Annotated in this window: 20 protein-coding genes and 1 other annotated feature; all 20 genes read right to left on the bottom strand. The window is 46.9% G+C overall.

Features of this window, described 5'->3' with window-relative positions; genetic code table 11:
- Window positions 1–2 precede the first annotated feature (2 nt).
- The 20 genes from rpsG to gltX all read right to left on the bottom strand — a co-directional run bounded on the left by rpsG (window position 3) and on the right by gltX (window position 20,757).
- The gene (gene rpsG / locus HI950_RS32235) at window positions 3–473 is read right to left on the bottom strand and encodes a 30S ribosomal protein S7 (protein ID WP_053373893.1); all 471 of its coding nucleotides are present in this window, start codon (window positions 471–473) and stop codon (window positions 3–5) included.
- Window positions 474–539: 66 nt separating this feature from the next.
- Window positions 540–962 (bottom strand): 30S ribosomal protein S12, encoded by a 423-nt coding sequence (rpsL, locus tag HI950_RS32230; protein WP_053373892.1) that lies wholly within the window; start codon window positions 960–962, stop codon window positions 540–542.
- A gap of 255 nt (window positions 963–1,217) precedes the next feature.
- The gene (locus HI950_RS32225; RefSeq protein ID WP_169090720.1) at window positions 1,218–1,448 is read right to left on the bottom strand and encodes a ribosomal L7Ae/L30e/S12e/Gadd45 family protein; all 231 of its coding nucleotides are present in this window, start codon (window positions 1,446–1,448) and stop codon (window positions 1,218–1,220) included.
- 248 nt (window positions 1,449–1,696) lie between these two features.
- Window positions 1,697–5,323, bottom strand: coding sequence for a DNA-directed RNA polymerase subunit beta' (gene rpoC, locus HI950_RS32220; protein WP_169090718.1), 3,627 nt, complete (start codon window positions 5,321–5,323; stop codon window positions 1,697–1,699).
- Window positions 5,324–5,418: 95 nt separating this feature from the next.
- The gene (rpoB, locus tag HI950_RS32215) at window positions 5,419–8,967 is read right to left on the bottom strand and encodes a DNA-directed RNA polymerase subunit beta (RefSeq protein WP_169090716.1); all 3,549 of its coding nucleotides are present in this window, start codon (window positions 8,965–8,967) and stop codon (window positions 5,419–5,421) included.
- 383 nt (window positions 8,968–9,350) lie between these two features.
- Complete coding sequence (locus tag HI950_RS32210; protein WP_187768203.1) at window positions 9,351–9,950, bottom strand: class I SAM-dependent methyltransferase; 600 nt, start codon at window positions 9,948–9,950, stop codon at window positions 9,351–9,353.
- Between the two features lie 230 nt (window positions 9,951–10,180).
- Window positions 10,181–10,540, bottom strand: a complete 360-nt coding sequence (rplL, locus tag HI950_RS32205) for a 50S ribosomal protein L7/L12 (RefSeq protein WP_110773977.1) — start codon at window positions 10,538–10,540, stop codon at window positions 10,181–10,183.
- A gap of 91 nt (window positions 10,541–10,631) precedes the next feature.
- On the bottom strand, window positions 10,632–11,135 hold the full coding sequence (gene rplJ / locus HI950_RS32200) for a 50S ribosomal protein L10 (RefSeq protein WP_053373886.1): 504 nt from the start codon (window positions 11,133–11,135) through the stop codon (window positions 10,632–10,634).
- Between the two features lie 57 nt (window positions 11,136–11,192).
- Window positions 11,193–11,359 (bottom strand) — a sequence feature (ribosomal protein L10 leader region).
- A gap of 12 nt (window positions 11,360–11,371) precedes the next feature.
- A complete protein-coding gene (gene rplA / locus HI950_RS32195) occupies window positions 11,372–12,064 on the bottom strand; it encodes a 50S ribosomal protein L1 (protein WP_169090714.1) in 693 nt (230 codons plus the stop codon).
- A 99-nt stretch (window positions 12,065–12,163) separates the two neighbouring features.
- Entirely contained in the window at window positions 12,164–12,589 is a 426-nt protein-coding gene (gene rplK, locus HI950_RS32190) for a 50S ribosomal protein L11 (RefSeq protein ID WP_028609671.1), read from the bottom strand.
- Between the two features lie 117 nt (window positions 12,590–12,706).
- Window positions 12,707–13,240, bottom strand: a complete 534-nt coding sequence (nusG, locus tag HI950_RS32185; RefSeq protein ID WP_053373884.1) for a transcription termination/antitermination protein NusG — start codon at window positions 13,238–13,240, stop codon at window positions 12,707–12,709.
- A gap of 24 nt (window positions 13,241–13,264) precedes the next feature.
- Window positions 13,265–13,474 carry a preprotein translocase subunit SecE gene (secE, locus tag HI950_RS32180; RefSeq protein ID WP_169090712.1) on the bottom strand — a complete coding sequence of 70 codons (210 nt, stop codon included), beginning with the start codon at window positions 13,472–13,474 and terminating at the stop codon, window positions 13,265–13,267.
- Between the two features lie 18 nt (window positions 13,475–13,492).
- Window positions 13,493–13,642 (bottom strand): 50S ribosomal protein L33, encoded by a 150-nt coding sequence (rpmG, locus tag HI950_RS32175; RefSeq protein ID WP_015847242.1) that lies wholly within the window; start codon window positions 13,640–13,642, stop codon window positions 13,493–13,495.
- 315 nt (window positions 13,643–13,957) lie between these two features.
- The gene (gene sigH, locus HI950_RS32170) at window positions 13,958–14,608 is read right to left on the bottom strand and encodes an RNA polymerase sporulation sigma factor SigH (RefSeq protein ID WP_053373882.1); all 651 of its coding nucleotides are present in this window, start codon (window positions 14,606–14,608) and stop codon (window positions 13,958–13,960) included.
- Between the two features lie 299 nt (window positions 14,609–14,907).
- On the bottom strand, window positions 14,908–15,432 hold the full coding sequence (locus tag HI950_RS32165) for an NYN domain-containing protein (RefSeq protein ID WP_169090710.1): 525 nt from the start codon (window positions 15,430–15,432) through the stop codon (window positions 14,908–14,910).
- A 3-nt stretch (window positions 15,433–15,435) separates the two neighbouring features.
- Window positions 15,436–16,191, bottom strand: a complete 756-nt coding sequence (rlmB, locus tag HI950_RS32160) for a 23S rRNA (guanosine(2251)-2'-O)-methyltransferase RlmB (protein WP_053373880.1) — start codon at window positions 16,189–16,191, stop codon at window positions 15,436–15,438.
- A gap of 51 nt (window positions 16,192–16,242) precedes the next feature.
- Window positions 16,243–16,671, bottom strand: coding sequence for a Mini-ribonuclease 3 (locus HI950_RS32155; RefSeq protein WP_169090708.1), 429 nt, complete (start codon window positions 16,669–16,671; stop codon window positions 16,243–16,245).
- Complete coding sequence (cysS, locus tag HI950_RS32150; RefSeq protein WP_169090706.1) at window positions 16,668–18,104, bottom strand: cysteine--tRNA ligase; 1,437 nt, start codon at window positions 18,102–18,104, stop codon at window positions 16,668–16,670. Before cysS ends, HI950_RS32155 begins: the two co-directional genes overlap by 4 nt.
- A complete protein-coding gene (gene cysE / locus HI950_RS32145; protein ID WP_169090704.1) occupies window positions 18,101–18,763 on the bottom strand; it encodes a serine O-acetyltransferase in 663 nt (220 codons plus the stop codon). Before cysE ends, cysS begins: the two co-directional genes overlap by 4 nt.
- 521 nt (window positions 18,764–19,284) lie before the next feature.
- Window positions 19,285–20,757, bottom strand: coding sequence for a glutamate--tRNA ligase (gltX, locus tag HI950_RS32140; RefSeq protein WP_169090702.1), 1,473 nt, complete (start codon window positions 20,755–20,757; stop codon window positions 19,285–19,287).
- Window positions 20,758–20,853: the final 96 nt, after the last annotated feature.

The following is a 20,853-nucleotide window of genomic DNA, read 5'->3' as shown; positions in this document are numbered from 1 at the left end:
TCCTACCAACGGTAGTGTGCGAATGCTCTGTTAGCATCAGCCATTTTGTGAGTGTCTTCGCGCTTCTTAACAGCTGCACCAGTGTTATTGGAAGCATCTGTGATTTCAGCAGCTAAACGCTCTACCATTGTTTTCTCACCGCGGTTACGTGAGTAGTTCACGAGCCAACGGAGAGCAAGTGCAGTACGGCGCTCTGGTTTAACTTCGATCGGCACTTGATAGTTAGCACCACCAACACGGCGAGCTTTAACCTCAAGTACTGGCATAATATTTTTCATTGCAGCATCGAATACTTCCATTGGATCTTTACTCGTGCGTTCTTGAATCAGTTTGAAAGCATCGTACAACAATGTTTGTGCAACGCCTCTTTTACCGTCAAGCATGATGCGGTTGATTAGGCGCGTTACCAGTTTGCTGTTATACAACGGATCTGGTAGCACATCGCGTTTCGTTACAGGACCTTTGCGTGGCATGAGAAAGTCCCCCTTTCTTCTAATAGTTGCTATTTCTAGCATTTCAATGACCCGTTAGGGTTATACTTATGATTTTTTAACTTTAGGACGTTTCGTACCATATTTCGAACGAGATTGGTTACGATTGTTAACGCCTGCAGTATCAAGTGCGCCGCGAACGATATGATAACGTACCCCTGGAAGGTCTTTTACCCGTCCACCACGAATCAATACCACGCTGTGCTCTTGCAGGTTGTGTCCGATACCTGGAATGTACGCTGTAACCTCAACGCGGTTAGTAAGACGTACACGCGCATATTTACGAAGCGCGGAGTTCGGTTTCTTAGGAGTCATTGTACCTACACGAGTGCACACACCGCGTTTTTGAGGAGCGCTGATGTTTGTAGCTTCACGTTTCAATGCATTGAAACCTTTTTGCAATGCCGGCGATTTCGATTTAACGACTTTCGCTTGGCGTCCTTTACGGACTAGCTGGTTAATAGTTGGCATGTTGCCACCCCCTTCCTAAATTCATGTCTTTTCGAAAATATAAGCATTTATAATCTATTGTTTATAAATCCACTTATATTTCTTCGCGTAGGCGAGCTCATTCCACCAATGGACGGCTATAGCCGTATACGCTTGTATGGTAGACATTTTACCTAAAATTAAGCCCACAGATCCAGGCGGTTCATTAAAGAACAAACAAAAGTTCTCGCCAGTCAATCATCGCTAAATAATCAACTAACAAAAACGGTTATTGCGTTATTCTTCTTCGGTTACGAGCGCTGCCATTGCGGCCCCGATATCGATGCCGCAGGTTTCCCCGAGGTCTTCCATCGTATCGAACCATTTAATTGGAACTCCCGCCCGCTCACATAGATGAACAATCTTCTCTTTCATCTTCGGATCTGCATCTCGTGCAACATAGACTTCAATAGCTCTTTGCTGCTCGAGCATCTTGGTCGTCTGCTTTGCGCCGACTTTGAATTGCATGAAAATCACCTTCAATTCTTCCATTCAGCGATCACACAATTAGGCACACTTCGATATGGTACCACCTATACTGTGCTTGTGTCAAGAAACTTTAAGGAAATTCATTTACAAATATCTAGTAAATGAAGTTCACACTATAAACATGCAAAAGAGCGGTCATCCTCCGCTTCCGAAGAAAGCGGAAGATGTGACGCTCTTTCGTTATAGTTTAGTGTCCGGAATAAAAGCAGCTAGTATTGAATCAACGATTAGTCGACGGTAACAGCTGCTGCTTCTAGTTCGCCTTCAACTGCAGGAATGACTTCATCTTCAAGGCCAGCAAAGCGAATGTTACGATAACGAGCCATTCCAGTACCAGCTGGAATCAACTTACCGATAATAACATTTTCCTTGAGTCCAAGCAACTGGTCAACTTTGCCTTTAATAGCCGCATCAGTCAATACGCGAGTTGTTTCTTGGAAGGAAGCTGCTGACAAGAACGAATCCGTCTCTAGCGATGCCTTCGTAATACCGAGCAAAACAGGTTTTGCAACAGCTGGCTCAAGATCTGCAAAAATCGCAGCGCGGTTTTGTGATTCATATTCATGAATGTCTACAAATGCGCCAGGAAGCAGAGTTGTACCGCCTGCATCTACGATACGGATTTTACGGAGCATTTGTTTAATCATGACTTCAACGTGCTTGTCATTGATTTCTACCCCTTGGTTCCGGTAAACGCGTTGTACTTCTTGCAAAATGTAGTTTTGAACGCCACGGATACCTTTGATGCGCAGCATATCTTTAGGGTCAATTGAACCGTCAGTCAGCTCATCGCCGGCTTCGATTTGTTGGCCCTGCGTTACGCGGATGCGCGAACCATAGGTAACAGCATACACTTTGGATTCCGCTTCGCCTTGAACCTCGATTTCACGACGGTCCTTCGCTTCGCGAATTTCTTTGATGACACCGTCAAGCTCGGAAATGATCGCTTGACCTTTCGGATTACGCGCCTCAAACAACTCTTGAATACGCGGCAAACCTTGTGTAATATCATCGCCGGCAACGCCGCCCGTATGGAACGTACGCATCGTCAACTGTGTTCCTGGCTCCCCGATCGATTGAGCCGCGATAATGCCTACCGCTTCCCCAATTTCAACGTGTTTACCAGTAGCTAGGTTGCGTCCGTAACAGATCTTACATACGCCATGACGAGCACGGCAGCTTAGTACGGAACGGATTTGTAGCTTCTCAACGCCAGCATCGATAATCGCATCCGCTTTGTTCGAGTCGATCAACTCACTGCGGTTAACGATAATCTCACCTGTTTTTGGATTGCGAACGGTTTCGAATGCATAGCGGCCTTCAATACGGTCATAGAGATCTTCAATAACCTCTTTACCATCTTGAATTTTGCTTACGCTGAAGCCTTTGTCCGTTCCACAATCTTCTTCGCGCACGATTACGTCTTGGGCAACGTCAACAAGTCGACGAGTCAAGTAACCGGAATCGGCAGTCCGAAGTGCTGTATCGGCCAAACCTTTACGCGCTCCGTGAGTCGAGATAAAGTACTCGAGGACAGTAAGACCTTCACGGAAGTTCGATTTAATTGGCAACTCGATGATACGACCGGATGGATTGGCCATCAGACCACGCATACCGCCAAGCTGTGTAATTTGAGATTTGTTACCCCGTGCTTTGGAGTCCACCATGAGCATGATGTTGTTGTAACGATCCATTGATTTCATAAGAACATCAGTGATCTCGTCTTTACATTTACTCCAAATGCTAATGATCCGGTCATAACGCTCTTCGTTCGTAATCAAACCACGACGGTATTGATTCATAACGGTAGCAACCTTCTCATCCGAGAGCTTCATGATTTCGTTTTTCTCTTTCGGAATGATTACGTCAGCTACGCCGATCGTAATACCAGCCTTAGTCGAGTAAGTGAAACCAAGCTGCTTAATGCGGTCAAGAAGCATCGCAGTAAGCGTTGTGTGGTATTGACGGAAGCATTCCGCAATAACTAATGCGAGATAATCCTTACCTACCGCACCCGGCGTCTCGATCGCATCCAAAAACTTAGGAAGATCGGCACCTTTTTCGTAAACGAAATATTTATCTGGCGTACCGTGCAATAGGTTCGTTTTCGTTGCTTCGTTGATATAAGGGAAATCTTCAGGGAAAATCTCGTTGAAGATTACTTTACCAACTGTCGTAACGAGTAACGAGTTTTGCTGCTGCTCGGTGAAATTAACTTTCTTAAGGACGCGAACCGGAATGAAAATTCTCGCATGCAAGGAAACAATACCGCGTTGATAAGCAGAGATCGCCTCGTTAATGGTTCCGAACACGGAACCGCTACCTTTAGCTTCTTTGTTATCCATCGTCAAGTAGAAGCTTCCTAGAACCATATCCTGCGAAGGAGTAACGACCGGTTTGCCGTCTTTCGGGTTAAGGATGTTGCCTGATGCAAGCATGAGCAAACGAGCTTCAGCTTGTGCTTCAGCAGACAACGGAACGTGAACAGCCATTTGGTCACCATCGAAGTCAGCATTGTATGCTGTACATACGAGCGGGTGAAGCTTAATAGCGCGGCCTTCAACTAGAATAGGCTCAAATGCTTGAATACCTAGTCTATGCAGCGTCGGGGCACGGTTAAGCAGCACTGGGTGTTCCTTGATTACTTCCTCAAGCACATCCCATACCTCTGGGCTTACGCGTTCAACCTTGCGCTTCGCACTCTTAATATTGTGTGCCAAGCCTTTATTAACAAGCTCTTTCATAACGAAAGGCTTGAACAATTCAAGTGCCATTTCCTTAGGAAGACCGCACTGGAACATTTTGAGGTTAGGACCTACGACGATAACCGAACGACCGGAATAGTCAACCCGTTTACCGAGCAAGTTCTGACGGAAACGTCCTTGCTTACCTTTCAGCATGTGGCTGAGAGATTTAAGCGGACGGTTACCAGGACCTGTTACAGGGCGACCGCGACGACCGTTGTCGATCAAAGCGTCAACCGCTTCCTGCAGCATCCGTTTTTCATTTTGCACGATAATATCGGGAGCGCCCAGATCAAGCAGACGCTTCAGACGGTTGTTACGGTTAATAACACGGCGATACAAATCGTTAAGGTCAGACGTCGCAAAACGTCCGCCATCAAGCTGTACCATCGGACGAAGCTCAGGAGGGATTACAGGAAGCACGTCAAGAATCATCCATTCCGGCTCATTGCCGGAGTTGCGGAATGCTTCGACTACTTCTAGGCGCTTAATGGCGCGATTGCGTCGTTGCCCTTGAGCCGTACGCAGCTCTTCCTTCAATTGCTCCAGTTCTTTGTCAACGTCGATATCCTGCAAAAGTTTTTTGACAGCTTCGGCGCCCATACCAGCATGGAAGCCATACCCGTATTTCTCCCGATAGCTGCGGTATTCTTTCTCCGAAAGGAGTTGTTTTTTCTCAAGCGGCGTATCTCCTGGGTCCGTCACGACATAGGATGCAAAGTAGATGATCTCCTCAAGCGAACGAGGCGACATATCCAGTGCAAGACCCATACGGCTAGGAATCCCTTTGAAGTACCAAATATGAGAAACTGGAGCAGCTAGCTCGATGTGACCCATACGTTCACGGCGAACTTTAGCGCGAGTTACTTCAACGCCGCAGCGATCGCAAACGACGCCTTTATAGCGTACACGTTTGTATTTGCCGCAATGACATTCCCAGTCTTTCGTAGGTCCAAAAATCTTTTCGCAGAAGAGACCTTCCTTCTCCGGCTTTAAGGTCCTATAGTTGATCGTCTCCGGTTTTTTAACTTCTCCGCGGGACCACGAGCGAATTTTATCCGGCGAAGCCAGACCGATTTTCATATACTCGAAGTTGTTCACGTCCAACAAGGAGCAACCCTCCTCCGTCATGTATGACAATGTCTATCTAATCAGCTAGATTCCGTCATAGGCGCGTGACCATGTGACGGAATCCAGCAACTAGTTTATTCAGCAGCGCCGATCTCGGCACCTTCAATATTGAGGTTGAGCTTATCGCCCGTTGCCTCATCTTCATCGTCCATTTCTTTCATTTCGATCTCTTCTTCATTCTCAGACAGAATTTTAACATCCATACCTAAGCTTTGAAGCTCTTTGATCAAAACTTTAAACGATTCCGGAACGCCCGGTTCTGGTACGTTCTCGCCTTTGACGATTGATTCGTACGTTTTGACACGACCAACCACGTCATCGGATTTAACAGTCAAAATTTCTTGAAGCGTGTACGCTGCGCCATAAGCCTCAAGCGCCCATACCTCCATCTCCCCGAAACGTTGACCACCGAACTGCGCTTTACCACCGAGCGGCTGTTGTGTAACAAGTGAGTAAGGACCAGTGGAACGGGCATGGATTTTATCATCGACCATGTGCGCCAGCTTGATCATGTACATGACCCCAACTGTAACTTCACGCTCGAAGTTTTCGCCTGTCCGTCCGTCATACAGTACGGTTTTACCGTTACGCTGCATGCCTGCTTCTTCCATTGTATCGAAAACGTCATTCTCGCGCGCGCCGTCAAATACTGGCGTAGCCGCGTGAATGCCGAGATGTTTACAAGCCATACCCAAGTGAACTTCAAGCGCTTGGCCGATGTTCATCCGTGAAGGAACGCCGAGCGGGTTGAGGACAACCTCTACTGGTGTGCCATCCGGTAGGAAAGGCATATCTTCCTCTGGCATGATGCGGGCGATAACCCCTTTGTTACCATGACGTCCGGCCATTTTGTCGCCTTCGGAAATTTTCCGTTTTTGAGCAATGTACGCACGTACCAATTGGTTAACGCCAGGTGGCAATTCATCGCCATTCTCACGCGTAAATACTTTAACGTCTACAACGATACCGTCAGTACCATGCGGTACGCGAAGCGATGTATCACGCACTTCACGAGCTTTCTCACCGAAGATAGCATGCAGCAATCTTTCTTCCGCAGTCAGCTCCGTTACGCCCTTCGGCGTTACTTTACCAACGAGGATATCGCCAGCGCCGATTTCAGCACCGACACGAATGATTCCGCGCTCATCCAAGTTGCGAAGAGCTTCTTCGCCGACATTCGGGATATCGCGAGTGATTTCTTCTGGTCCAAGCTTCGTGTCACGAGCCTCGGACTCATATTCCTCGATGTGAATGGATGTGTAAACATCCTCTTTCACTAGCTTCTCACTAAGTAGGATCGCATCCTCGTAGTTGTAGCCTTCCCACGTCATGAATGCAACGACAACGTTGCGTCCTAGAGCCAATTCGCCCTTTTCAGTGGAAGGTCCATCTGCTAGAATATCACCCTTCTTAATAACGTCGCCTTTGCGCACGAGTGGACGCTGATTGATGCACGTTCCTTGGTTAGAGCGCATAAACTTGTGTAGCTTATGTTTTACCAAGTCGCCTGTAACAGGCTTGCCATCAATTTCTTCGACGCGACGAAGCCAAATTTCATTAGCGGAAGAACGTTCGATAATACCGTCATATTTCGCAACGATACAAACGCCGGAGTCTTTCGCTGCCTTGTGCTCCATACCCGTACCAACAAGTGGTGATCTTGGAATGAGAAGCGGTACCGCTTGACGCTGCATGTTCGATCCCATAAGGGCACGGTTGGAGTCATCGTTTTCCAGGAACGGAATTAACGCTGTCGCAACGGATACTACCTGCTTAGGAGATACGTCCATGTAATCAACGCGATCGCTTGGCATAGTCAAAATGTTATCGGCTTGTTTATTGTAACGAACGATCGTATTCTCTTCTGCAAACTTATCTTCAGGAGTCAGCTTCGCATTCGCTTGCGCGATTACGTAGTTATCTTCCTCATCAGCAGTCAGGTATGCGATTTGCTCGGTAACAATACCCGTCTTCGGATCTACCCAACGGTATGGCGCTTCAATGAAGCCATATTCGTTAATGCGGGCAAAGGAAGACAAGGAGTTGATCAAACCGATATTCGGTCCCTCTGGCGTCTCGATCGGACACATCCGCCCATAGTGGGAGTGATGGACGTCACGTACTTCGAAGCCAGCGCGTTCCCTAGTCAAACCGCCGGGTCCGAGTGCAGATAGACGACGCTTATGCGTCAATTCAGCAAGCGGATTCGTTTGGTCCATAAACTGGGACAGCTGCGAGGAGCCGAAGAACTCTTTTATAGATGCAATGACCGGACGAATGTTGATTAGCGCCTGTGGCGTAATCGCATTCGCGTCTTGAATGGACATTCTCTCGCGCACAACGCGCTCCATACGAGACAAACCGATACGGAATTGATTTTGAAGAAGCTCGCCTACCGAACGCAGACGGCGGTTACCGAGGTGATCGATATCATCCGTGCTGCCTACGCCGTGAAGCAAATTAATAAAGTAGTTAATGGAAGAAATGATGTCCGCAGGCGTAATATGCTTCACGGATTTATCAATAATGCCATTTGCAATTACCTTAATAACCTTGCTTTCGTCATATGGCGAGAATACGCTGATCGTTTGTAGTGGAATACTATCTGCATCCAATACACCGTTAGCAACGTGATACGTTTTAAAGCCAACATCCTTCTCGAGCTTTTCGAGAATTTCATCAAGCAAACGACGGTCAATCATTTGTCCGGACTCGGCAATAATTTCACCAGTCGTAGGATCAACTAGATTTTCCGCAAGCCGTTGATTGAACAAACGGTTCTTGATGTGCAGTTTTTTGTTTATTTTGTAACGGCCTACATTGGCCAAATCATAACGTTTTGGATCAAAGAAACGTGCTACCAGCAAGCTCTTCGCATTATCCAAAGTTGGAGGCTCGCCCGGACGAAGGCGCTCATAAATTTCAATCAGCGCTTTCTCGGTTGAATCCGTATTATCTTTGTCTAGCGTATTGCGAATGTACTCATCATGGCCGAGCAGCTCAAGAATCTCAGCGTCTGTACCGAATCCAAGTGAACGCAAAAGTACCGTTACCGGTATTTTACGCGTCCGATCAATACGAACGTAGATAATATCCTTAGCATCCGTTTCAAGCTCTAGCCAAGCGCCACGGTTAGGAATAACCGTCGCAGTGTAGTTCTTCTTCCCGTTCTTATCGACCTTCGTGCTGAAGTACACACTCGGGGATCGAACCAATTGGCTGACTATGACACGCTCGGCCCCGTTAATAATAAACGTGCCAGTCTCTGTCATAAGCGGGAAATCACCCATGAAAACTTCTTGTTCCTTTACTTCGCCGGTTTCCTTATTAAAAAGTCGTACCTTAACGCGCAAAGGAGCCGCATACGTCACGTCGCGCTCTTTTGATTCATCGACCGAATATTTCGGTTCGCCCAAGCTATAGTCGATAAACTCAAGCGATAGATTGCCTGTAAAGTCCGAAATCGGAGAAATGTCTTGGAACAACTCAATTAAGTCGCTATCCAAAAACTTCTCATACGATTTTTGTTGGATTTCAATCAGGTTCGGGACTTCCAGCACCTCGTTGATCCTGGCGTAGCTTCTGCGCGCGCGCCGACCATACTGAACAAGTTGTCCTGCCAACTTAACCTCACCCCTCATGTCTGTATCACAGCATCGATACTCACTGCGTCACCATAGACGGACCAGCCGCCTATATAGTCAAATAAAGAAAAGCCCTTATCGAATAGTTCGAAAAAAGAGCATGTTCCGGCAGTTAACCAATCACAGCGCGGCTATGATAGTCTCATATCAAATAATTTTGCCCAAAACGTAAACATTATACGTCAAATGTGTAAAACTTATGCATTCCGCGCTTTAAATTCACACTTGACATTTTAGTTAACTAAAGAGATAGAGCCCAATTTAATGCTGACATTTTATAATTTTACCATATCTAAAATGTCAAGTCAATAAATTTAATTTCACTTTCAAACATATTTTCAAAACAGCTTTTGAGAAATTTACTAACCTTTTACAGCTCGAAAAATTCGATAGCCTTTATCCTTCGTCACTTCCTCAACATCGCTGAACAATGACTCCAGTTTAGCTTTGGCCGAAGGCGCTCCCTGCTTCTTCTGAATGACTACCCACATGCTTCCGCCTCGCTCCAGCAATTCAAAGCCTTCCTCAAAAATCTGATGTACGACCAATTTGCCCGCCCGGATAGGCGGATTCGTAACGATTACATCAAATTTCATATGTTTAACGGCTTCAAATACATTGCTCTGCAATACCGTAACGTTCGCAATATGATTCAGTTTGGCATTTTCGCGCGATAGTTCTACTGCTCTTTCATTGATATCAATCATGGTCACTTGCCCTTTATCGGCAAGCTTTGCAGCGGTTAACCCAATTGGACCATATCCACAGCCCACATCCAGTACCTTTGCATCAACTTCCAGATCGAGCGCATCAATCAAAACCTGACTTCCATAATCGACACCCGATTTCGAGAAAACTCCTGCATCCGTCATAAATCGGAAAGAAAAGCCTCTTAGAGACACTTCATGAATTTGACGATTATGCTTCACATCTGGGCTCTGTGAGTAATAGTGATTCGACATAATACATCACCCCCCGTTTTTCCATAGCGTCAAGCGCAAACGGCGATTGCCGGACCTTAGCGGAAAAGGCGCATTTCGCGTTGAAAGATAAGAATGTATAAGTTCATCGCTTCGCTTATACATTCTTATCCTTTAACATACAACGAACCCCTTGAAACCTGACGGTTCAAGGGGCTCGCCAGCCGATTCATCATTCAGTCGCATGATCAGCTTATTTTATTGTAAAAATACTACTTAACTTCTACGGAAGCGCCAGCTTCAGTAAGCTTAGCTGCAACTGCTTCTGCTTCTTCTTTAGCAACTTTTTCTTTAACAGCTTTAGGAGCGCTGTCAACCAAGTCTTTCGCTTCTTTAAGGCCAAGACCTGTGATTTCGCGAACTACTTTGATTACGTTGATTTTCGAAGCGCCAGCGCCGTTAAGGATAACGTCGAATTCTGTTTGCTCAGCTTCTACAGCTGCGCCAGCTCCTGCTGCTGCTACTGGAGCTGCTGCAGTTACGCCGAATTCTTCTTCAATTGCTTTAACTAGCTCGTTCAGTTCAAGAACGTTCATAACTTTAATCGCTTCTAAGATTTGTTCTTTAGACATGGTTATACCTCCGGGAATATGGTTTATTTTTTTGTTGTTTTATCATGCAGCCGACTTGCGTCGGTTCATTGCAATAAGTGACTGTAGATTATTAAGCTTGTGCTTCTTGTTTCTCGCCGACTGCTTTAACCGCAAGCGCGAAGTTGCGCACTGGAGCTTGCAATACGCTGAGGAGCATAGAAAGCAAACCTTCGCGGGACGGAAGTTCCGCAAGTGCTTTAATCTCTTCTTGTGATACGACTTTACCTTCTACAACGCCGCCTTTAAGTTTCAAAGCATCGTTCTTCTTAGCGAAATCGTTCAAAATTTTAGCTGGAGCAACAGCGTCTTCTTTACCGAATGCAATTGCAGTAGGACCTGTAAGAATGTTGTTCAATTCTACGAAATCCGTACCTTCAGTTGCGCGGCGAACGAGCGAGTTTTTAAGAACTTGGAATTCGATTCCTGCTTCACGAAGTTGTTTCCGAAGTTCAGTTACTTGCGCAACGTTCAGTCCACGATAGTCAGCTACAACTGTACTGGAGCTAGCAGCAATTTTAGCCGCGATTACGGCAACTGCCTCTTGTTTCTCTTGGATGATATTTGCGTTAGCCAAACTGTACACCTCCCGTAATAGTATACATTCCGTTAATTACGACGGGCTTTCCACGCCTCGATGCATGAGAAAGGCCTTCGCAGACACTGCGAAGGCCATGATGTCGTTATCGCGCATCAACCCAAAAAGGATCGAATGTTGCTTACAAACGTTTTATCATAACACCTCGGTAGGAAATTAAGCCTAATGGCACCTACTGTCTACGGTATGCGTATTCGAATTTAGTTCCGTTCTTCTTAGCGATATACCGCTGTAGAAACACGAGCGCCAGGGCCCATTGTCGAAGAAACGGAGATATTTTTCAGGTAAATACCTTTTGCAGCAGCCGGTTTAGCACGGTTAAGTGCGTCGATCAATGACTTGAGGTTCTCGTTGAGTTTCTCAGCATCGAAAGATACTTTACCGATTGGCGCATGGATTTGACCTGCTTTATCAAGACGGTATTCAATCTTACCGGCTTTGATTTCTTGAACGGCTTTAGCAACGTCAAACGTTACTGTACCTGCTTTAGGGTTAGGCATCAAACCTTTACCACCAAGGATCCGTCCAAGTTTACCAACTTCAGCCATCATGTCCGGCGTTGCTACGCAAACGTCGAATTCGAACCAGCCTTGTTGGATTTTGTTGATCATGTCTGCATCGCCAACAAAGTCAGCACCCGCAGCTTCCGCTTCTTTCACTTTTTCGCCTTTTGCGAAAACGAGAACACGTTTAGTTTTACCAGTACCGTGTGGTAGTACTACTACGCCACGAACTGCTTGGTCTTGTTTACGCGGGTCTACACCCAAACGAACTGCTACTTCAACGGACTCGTCGAATTTAGCTGTTGCTGCCTTTTTTACAAGCTCGATCGCTTCTAAAGGCTCGTAAGTTGCTTCGCTGTTGATAAGCTTAGCAGCTTCTACATATTTTTTACCTTGTTTAGCCATTGTAATTTCCTCCTTATGTGGTTGTAGCGGAAAATCCTCCTAAGGATGATCCTCCCACTCGCGAAGCCGAAGCCTCGCAAAGCAAGCTACCTCGCGGTATTAGTCAACAATAGTTACGCCCATGCTGCGAGCAGTACCTTCAACCATACGCATTGCCGCTTCTACAGAAGCTGCGTTAAGATCCGGCATTTTTTGCTCAGCGATTTCGCGAACTTTGTCACGTTTTACAGTAGCGACCTTCTTCTTGTTCGGTTCGCCTGAACCTTTTTCGATTCCAGCTGCGACGCGTAGCAATACTGCTGCCGGCGGCGTTTTTGTTTCGAACGTGAACGAACGGTCTTCAAATACTGTAATAACGACTGGAATAATCAAGCCTGCTTGATCTGCTGTACGAGCATTAAACTCTTTACAAAACGCCATAATGTTCACGCCTGCTTGACCAAGTGCTGGACCGATCGGCGGCGCTGGGTTTGCTTTACCTGCAGGAACTTGCAGTTTGACCATCTTGATGACTTTCTTTGCCATGCCTGACACCTCCTAACCCTTTATTCCATGCGTAAATAACGTTTACCACCTAAATGGCATTGTCACTTCGCGTCCAAACCTCCACCGGAATGAACCGATGGGTTCGGAAACCAGATATTATATCTTCTCCACTTGAGTGTAATCCAGCTCCAGCGGGGTCTCCCTGCCAAACATGTTTACATGAACCTTCAACTTCGCTTTGTCCAGCAAAATTTCTTCTACTGTACCAACAAAATCTGCGAAAGGACCTACTTTGACGCGAACCGTTTCTTTCAGATCGAACTCGATTTTCGGTTTTGGCTCTTCCATGCCCATGTGCTTGAGTATTTGCTCAACCTCATCTGGCAATAGAGGAATCGGTTTTGAACCGGAACCTGTTGATCCTACAAATCCAGTTACGCCTGGCGTATTCCGAACAACGTACCAAGAATCGTCGGTTTGAACCATTTCCACAAGAACATAGCCGGGGTAGACCTTACGCTGGACAGTCTTCTTCTTACCGTCCTTCTCTACCACTTCATCTTCCATAGGAACTAGAACACGGAAAATCTTGTCTTCCATGCCCATTGATTCAACACGGCGCTCCAAATTGGCTTTCACCTTGTTCTCATAGCCTGAGTAGGTATGCACGACGTACCATCTTTTTTCCATCACAAATCCACCTTTGGACCCTTCTTAAACAATGAGTTCAACCAGAGACGAGATCCCGATGTCAAGAAGCCAGAAGTAAATCGTTACAAGCGTGATCGTAAGCAAAACCACGATCGAATAGCTTGTCAACTCTTTACGGCTTGGCCAGCGAACCTTCTTAAGTTCCGCCCAGCTGTCGGCAAAAAAACTAAACGTTGTACCAAAGCCTTGCTTTAGTTTAGCCAAAAATGCCACGTTCACACCTCCAATTGACTATCTCGTCTCGCGATGAGGAGTCTGCTCGTTACAGAACTTGCAAAACTTCTTCAACTCGATGCGGTCGGGGTGATTGCGTTTGTTCTTGCTGCTCGCATAGTTTCTCTGTTTGCAGTTTGTGCATGCCAACGTGATAATTACCCGCATTGAATTACACCTCCCGAACTGCTACAAAATACGAATCATGAAGCTCTATATGAAAGTTCATTGATTCCAACGCCAAAACGAAAAAAAACCTCGAATTTAGGCCTACCTAAACACTTTATCATACAGCAATTTTGATGTCAATGTAAAAGATAAGTGTTTGGCCCTACGAATATATGGTAACAACAGCAATATCGGGCTCGTCCCTATCAGTATAGTCTACTTGAGCCCTTTTAAAACAAAAAGACTGTATATTCCATCTGGACACCGCCAGATGGAAGACAGTCCTCTTTAAAAGAAATTTACGTATAATTGCACTTAACCGCTAATGTCTCTGACTTCCAAGTAACGCTCAAGCTTTCGCTTTACACGTTGAAGGGCATTGTCTATTGATTTCACATGCCGATCCAGATCGACTGCAATCTCCTGATAAGATCTTCCATCCAAATAAAGCATGAGCACCTTACGTTCAAGGTCGCTTAAAATTTCGGACATCTTATCTTCCAGGCCAATAAATTCTTCTTGATTAATAATTAATTCTTCAGGATCAGATACTCGCGTGCCACAAATGACATCAAGCAGCGTGCGATCCGAATCTTCATCATAAATGGGCTTATCAAGCGATACGTAGGAATTAAGCGGGATGTGCTTCTGACGCGTGGCAGTTTTGATGGCGGTAATAATTTGTCTAGTTATGCACAATTCCGCAAAGGCTTTGAAGCTTGCAAGCTTGTCCCCTTTAAAATCACGAATTGCTTTATAAAGACCAATCATACCCTCCTGCACGATATCTTCACGATCCGCACCGATAAGAAAATACGAGCGCGCTTTGGCTCTCACAAAGTTCTTATACTTGTTAATCAAATATTCCAACGCTATGCTGTCGCCATTGCGGACCGCTTCGACGATATCCTCGTCCGTACTGCTGTCATACTCAAGCGTACTCCATTCTTTGAGGTCGATACTCACGAACTATCCCTCCGGCCTGCAAGGCGTACACCGCTAGATTCATATTCACGCAAACCTATCTAACTGTCCCTAATCGCTTAGGTCCAGCAGCGCTTCACGTCGAGAGATAAGAAAGTATACCTGGCAAAACCACACGTTCTTATCGCTAATAATAGAGTCAGTATACATTATGTAACCTTACACCGTCAACCAATCGGGTACTCGTAAACCATCGATTTTCTAGCAATTTTGTAACTTTGTGGCATAGGCATTTCAACTTGTTCCGCTCACGCTATCGCCAGCAATTAAGTAAGTATCCATTATTTCTCTCCTCGGCGAAGCTTTTCTAGCTTGCTCCGGACCTCAAGGCTTACGATTCCATCTACCGAATTGCGCTTCCCCGGCTTATCCTCGCGCAGCGATTGCTCGATGTTTTTGCGGTTTTGGTTAATATCGATAAGCAGCTCGCGCGCGGAAACGCGGAGCGCTCCTTTACCGAAAGCTACATGCTGCTCTACCAAATCAGACGTTGCAACATAAATGTTCCTCCGTCTTACAAACAGTTCGGAGCAGAGACGCTCGATACATTCATCGGCCGTTTCCTTCTCTTTCGTATATACGATCATCAGCTTGTGGTGCCGATAAGTGGCCCCGAGTCCGGGCACCTGATGCGCATCAAACACGACGTATACTTGCATGCCCGTGAATCCTTGGTAGTCCGCCAGCATATCGAGCAGCTTGTCCCGAGCTTCCTCTAGAGCGTACTCCTTCAGCTTCTCGAGAACCGGCCAAGCGCCAATCACGTTATACCCATCGACCAATAAAATATCGTCGCGCCGATTCATGGCCTACATGCTCCGGCGTTGCCGCACGACCTCATACATAAGAACACCAGCTGCAACCGAAGCGTTCAAGGAATTCAGTTGGCCGAGCATCGGCAACTTAACGAGAAAATCGCATTTTTCCTTAATGAGTCTTCCCATGCCTTTGCTCTCGTTGCCGATGACGATAACTAGCGGCATATCGAATTTCATCTTATATACATCTTGCGAAGCGCTAAGGTCAGTTCCTGCTACCCATACGCCCGCTTCCTTCAGCTTATCGATTGTTTGCGCCAGATTCGTAACGCGTGCAACAGGCACATGCTCAGCTGCTCCGGCAGATGTTTTCAGTACAGTAGCTGTAAGTCCCGCAGAACGACGCTTCGGAATGATCACGCCATGAACTCCTGTACATTCGGCCGTGCGAAGAATGGAGCCTAGATTATGCGGATCTTCAATCTCGTCAAGCAGCAGTATAAAAGGAACCTCATCACGCTGCTTCGCTCGTTCAAGAATCTCCTCTACCTCCACATAGGCGAAGGCAGCCGCTTGCGCGACAACTCCCTGATGGGTAACGCCCGGGGTTAAGCTGTCGAGCTTTCTCTTGTCAACAAACTGTACGACAATGCCGAACTTCTTTGCTTCTGCAACGATTGGCTGCGTCAAGGTCTTCTGTGCACCGTCGGCAATCCATATTTTATTAATTTCACGTCCTGATCGAAGCGCCTCGAGCACAGGGTGCTTACCGGCAATCATCTCATCTTGAATCGTTTCTTCTGTCATCGGTTACCCTCCTTATATCGTTTTAATATTCTCTAATGGCATGCGCCAGCCTTATTGCTTTTCTTGTTCTCCTAGCGCAATCGCGAGCAATTCGTTCAGTCTGGTGATACGACCTTCATAATAGAGGTATCCTACCAAGCTCTCCAATGCAGTAGCGAGCCGATAATCGGCGAGATCGGCATTTTTGGGTGGCGTGCCAGACTTCGAATTGCGGCCGCGGCGGACAATGTCCGCCTCCTCTTCGGTCAAATGCGGCTGCCAGAGATCCAGTGTTCTCTTCTGCCCTTTGGCGGATACAAATTTTGTCGCCTCACGGTGGAGATGATGCGACTTCTGGTTTGGAAGCGAGATTAAATACTGCCGTACGAGAAGCTCAAAAACGGCATCTCCTATATAAGCCAGAACGACTGGGTTCATAAGCTGCGGTTTTTTAGAAGGCGGATGAAAGAGCAGCATATTTAAATCATTATGCTCACTCATTTGCGCCGCCAGCGGATACCTTGCGGCGTATCCTCAAGCACGATGTTTTTCTCCGTAAGCAAATCACGAATTTCGTCGGCTCTAGCCCAATTTTTCGTCTGGCGGGCTTCCGTACGCTCTACAATCAGCTGTTCTATATCCGCATCTAGCAGCTCACCATCCGCTTGCTGCTGCGGGAGCAAGCCTAGCACAGCATCTATACGCTCAAGAAGAGTAAGCAAAGCGTATACTGCACTTGCAGCCGCATCTGAACGATTCAGATATTGATTCGCTTCCGTAACTAAGTCGAATACCGTGGTTATCGCATCAGGCGTATTGAAATCATCGCCCATTTTCGCATGGAATTGGTCATGTATGGCCATAAGTCTCGCATCCAGCGCTCTATCGCCCGACGGAACAAGTCCGCTTCCACCTGCCTCTGTGAACTCACCGTTCATGGCAGAAAGCCTATGCTTTAGATTTGCTGCGCAGTTTGCAATCCGCTCCACGCTGTTTTCAGCTTGGGCAACGGAATCATCGCTGAAGTTCAACGGGCTGCGATAATGAGTCGAGAGCATAAAGTAACGGATGGCCTGTGGCTTAACCCGCTTCACAATCTCATGTACCGTAATGCCGTTGCCTAGTGATTTGGACATTTTCTCATTGTTAATATGAATATAGCCGTTATGCATCCAATAGTTCGCTAGCGGCTTGCCGGTTAAGGCTTCCGATTGAGCAACCTCGCACTCATGATGCGGGAACTGCAAATCATGTCCGCCCCCGTGAATATCCAAAGTATCCCCAAGATACTCGCGCGCCATAGCCGAGCATTCAATATGCCAGCCAGGACGGCCATCGCCAAATGGGCTTTCCCATTTGATTTCTCCAGGCTTAGCGCCCTTCCACAATACAAAATCCTGCTGGTTCTCCTTGCGTTCGCCAATCTCAACCCGGATACCGAACTGAAGCTCTTCTATATTCTGATGCGAAAGCTTGCCGTAATCTGCGAATGCAGCCGTACGGTAATAGACATCGCCCTCGCTCATATAAGCATAGCCTTTGTCTATCAGCCCTTGAATAAACGTAACAATCTGAGGAATATGCTCCGTCACGCGCGGATTAAGCGTCGCCTTATGAACGCCAAGCGATTCGATATCCGCATAAAATGCCTCAATAAACTTTTCCGCTACTTCTGGCACCGTTGCGCCAAGCTGCTCGGCTTTGCGAATAAGCTTGTCGTCTACGTCCGTAAAGTTCACGACATATTGGACCTCATTCCCGATATCCTCAAAATAACGGCGAACAACATCGAAGAAAATTACGGGCCGTGCATTCCCGATATGAATGTAATCATAGACGGTCGGGCCGCAGACATACATCTTAACTTTACCAGGCTCTAGCGATACAAAAGGCTCTTTCAACCTTGAAACGGTATTATAAATGGATACTGTCATTTTCGAATTTCTCCTCCAGCTACAGGTTCCCGAAGCTGATTCAGCTCGGTTTTTAAATCATCTATTTCCTTCTGCATCGTACGGAACATTTCTATGACTGGATCGGGGAGCTGCGTATGATCCAAACGATCGCCTACTCGCTCTCCATTGCGTTTAACGACACGACCCGGATTTCCTACTACGGTGCAATTCGAGGGCACTTCCCTCAGAACAACGGCGTTGGACCCAATGCTGGAAAAGTCGCCGACTTGGAATGATCCAAGCACCTTCGCGCCTGAGCCGATAACCACATTATTGCCGATTGTCGGATGACGCTTCCCTTTTTCCTTTCCTGTACCGCCTAAAGTAACGCCTTGATAAATCACAACATCATCGCCTATTTCGCAAGTTTCTCCAATCACGACACCCATTCCATGATCGATAAACAATCGCTCGCCGATTTGAGCGCCCGGATGAATCTCAATGCCCGTCATGAAACGGCTCACCTGAGAGATCATTCTCGCAATAGTAAACCAGCCTCTGCGGTATAGGGGATGGGCGATGCGGTGAGCCCAAATGGCGTGTAAGCCCGAATAGGTGAAAACAACCTCGAAACGACTGCGGGCAGCCGGATCATTCTCGAATACCGCCTGTATGTCTGATCGGAAATGACGAAACATAAGCAATGCTCCTTTTTCAAACGCTCATATGATTCTAATAAAAAAAAGAAAAGCCCCTGCAGCATATTATGCTGCAGAGGCGTGTAAACTCGCGGTCCCACTCTGCTTGAACAAATCGACAGCTTCCGCTGAGGATTCGTTCCTCTTAGAGTCTTTAACGCAGACGATACGTTGCTGCCTACCCTGCGCTGCTAAATATGCGCCCTCATAAAAGACTTGGCATTGCCGCCCTATCCTTATGATCGTGCATTTCGCTGCAACAGCTCGGAACAAAGCTCCCAGGTGCATATTTCCGTTTGGCGGACCAGACAACTTTCAGCCCCATTCCATTTTCCCATTGCCACACATCATGATGCGACGCCGATTCGAATGACGGTTGTCCTCTCTGCGAATCCACAAGCAAACGTACTTCTCCTGTTCATGGCCGTTCGATTCATTCATTTATTAGTCATAGTATACCGAATACCCAAAAATGTGACAAGGGCATTATGTCCGCTCCATTGCAAAACGGCTATAAGCGTCTAAACCCCGTAGCCCGCCAAACGTCCGCGCAAGCGGCCCGCAACCTTCTCTTTACCCAGCAATGCAAGTGACTGGTTCAAGTCGGGACCATGGGTTTGCCCGGTAAGCGCTGCACGAATCGGCATGAAGAGCTGTTTTCCTTTGAAGCCCGTCTCCTTCTGCACCGCTTTAATCATTTCTTTAATGCCGTCCACTTGGAATGGCGTTTCGCCTGCTTCTATCCGAGTCAAAAAGGCTTGAAGCACAGTCGGAACCTGCTCTTCAGCAAGCACTTCGACAGCATCGCCCTCATCCTCAATCGTATCGCGGAAGAAGAGCTCTGTCATCTGTACGATTTCTGCAGCATAGCGCAGCTTGTCCTGGTGGAGCGCTACAAGATCCGTTACCCATGCACGGCCTTCCGCATCCAGATCATTCGCGACACGCCCTGCTTGCTGCAAATGCGTGAGGCAGAGATCAACTAGACGGGGGAGGTCAGCCTTTTTCAAATATTCATTATTCATCCAGCTCAGCTTCTGCGTATCGAATACGGCAGGGCTTTTGCTTAGGCGTTCCGGATTAAAGACGGAGACAAGCTCCTCGCGGGTAAAGATCTCTTGCTCGCCTTCAGGCGACCACCCAAGCAGCGTAATGAAGTTAAACATAGCCTCCGGCAAATAACCAAGCTCGTCATACTGGGAAATGAACTGAATAATCGATTCATCACGTTTGCTTAGCTTCTTGCGCTGTTCATTTACGATTAGCGTCATATGACCGAATTGCGGCGGCTCCCAGCCGAACGCTTCATAGATCATGAGCTGACGAGGCGTATTTGAGATATGATCCTCGCCCCGCAGTACGTGACTGATTTTCATCAAATAATCGTCAAGTACTACAGCAAAGTTGTAGGTAGGAATGCCATCCTTCTTCACGATTACGAAATCGCCCATCTCTGCAGTATCGAAGCTGATAGAGCCTTTTACGATATCATCAAAAGCATAGGTGCGGCCTTCAGGCACACGGAAGCGAATACTCGGTACACGGCCTTCCGCTTCAAAAGCCTGCCGCTGCTCTTCCGACAAGTTGCGGTGAAGTCCGGAATACCGCGGCGTCTCGCCGCGCTCGGTTTGCGCTTCCCGCTCCTGCTCCAGCTCTTCCTCTGAGCAGTAGCAGCGATAAGCTAGTCCTCGATCAAGCAGCTCCTGCCAATACTTGCTGTAAATATCGAGACGCTCGGTTTGGCGATAAGGTCCATACCCGCCTCCGATATCAATGCTCTCATCCCAATCCATGCCGAGCCACTTTAAATATTTGAGCTGGCTTTCTTCTCCGCCTTCTACATTTCGCTTCACATCCGTATCTTCGATCCGAATAATGAATTTGCCGCCTTGATTTCTTGCAAATAAATAATTGAACAAGGCCGTTCTTGCATTTCCTATATGTAAATGGCCCGTAGGAGATGGGGCATACCGAACTCGAACCTCTGCTGTCATCTGAAAAACCTCCTAAAAGTTTTGCGAAGCAAAATCTTGCTTCGTAAGGATTGCGAAGTAAAAGCGAGCTATATAAACATTCGTTAAAGTTGAATA

The sequence above is a fragment of the Paenibacillus sp. PL91 genome (assembly GCF_012935325.2).
Classification (GTDB): Bacteria; Bacillota; Bacilli; order Paenibacillales; family Paenibacillaceae; genus Pristimantibacillus.
Note: the sequence above shows the minus strand (reverse complement) of the source record. Positions and strands in the feature narration are given on the sequence as shown.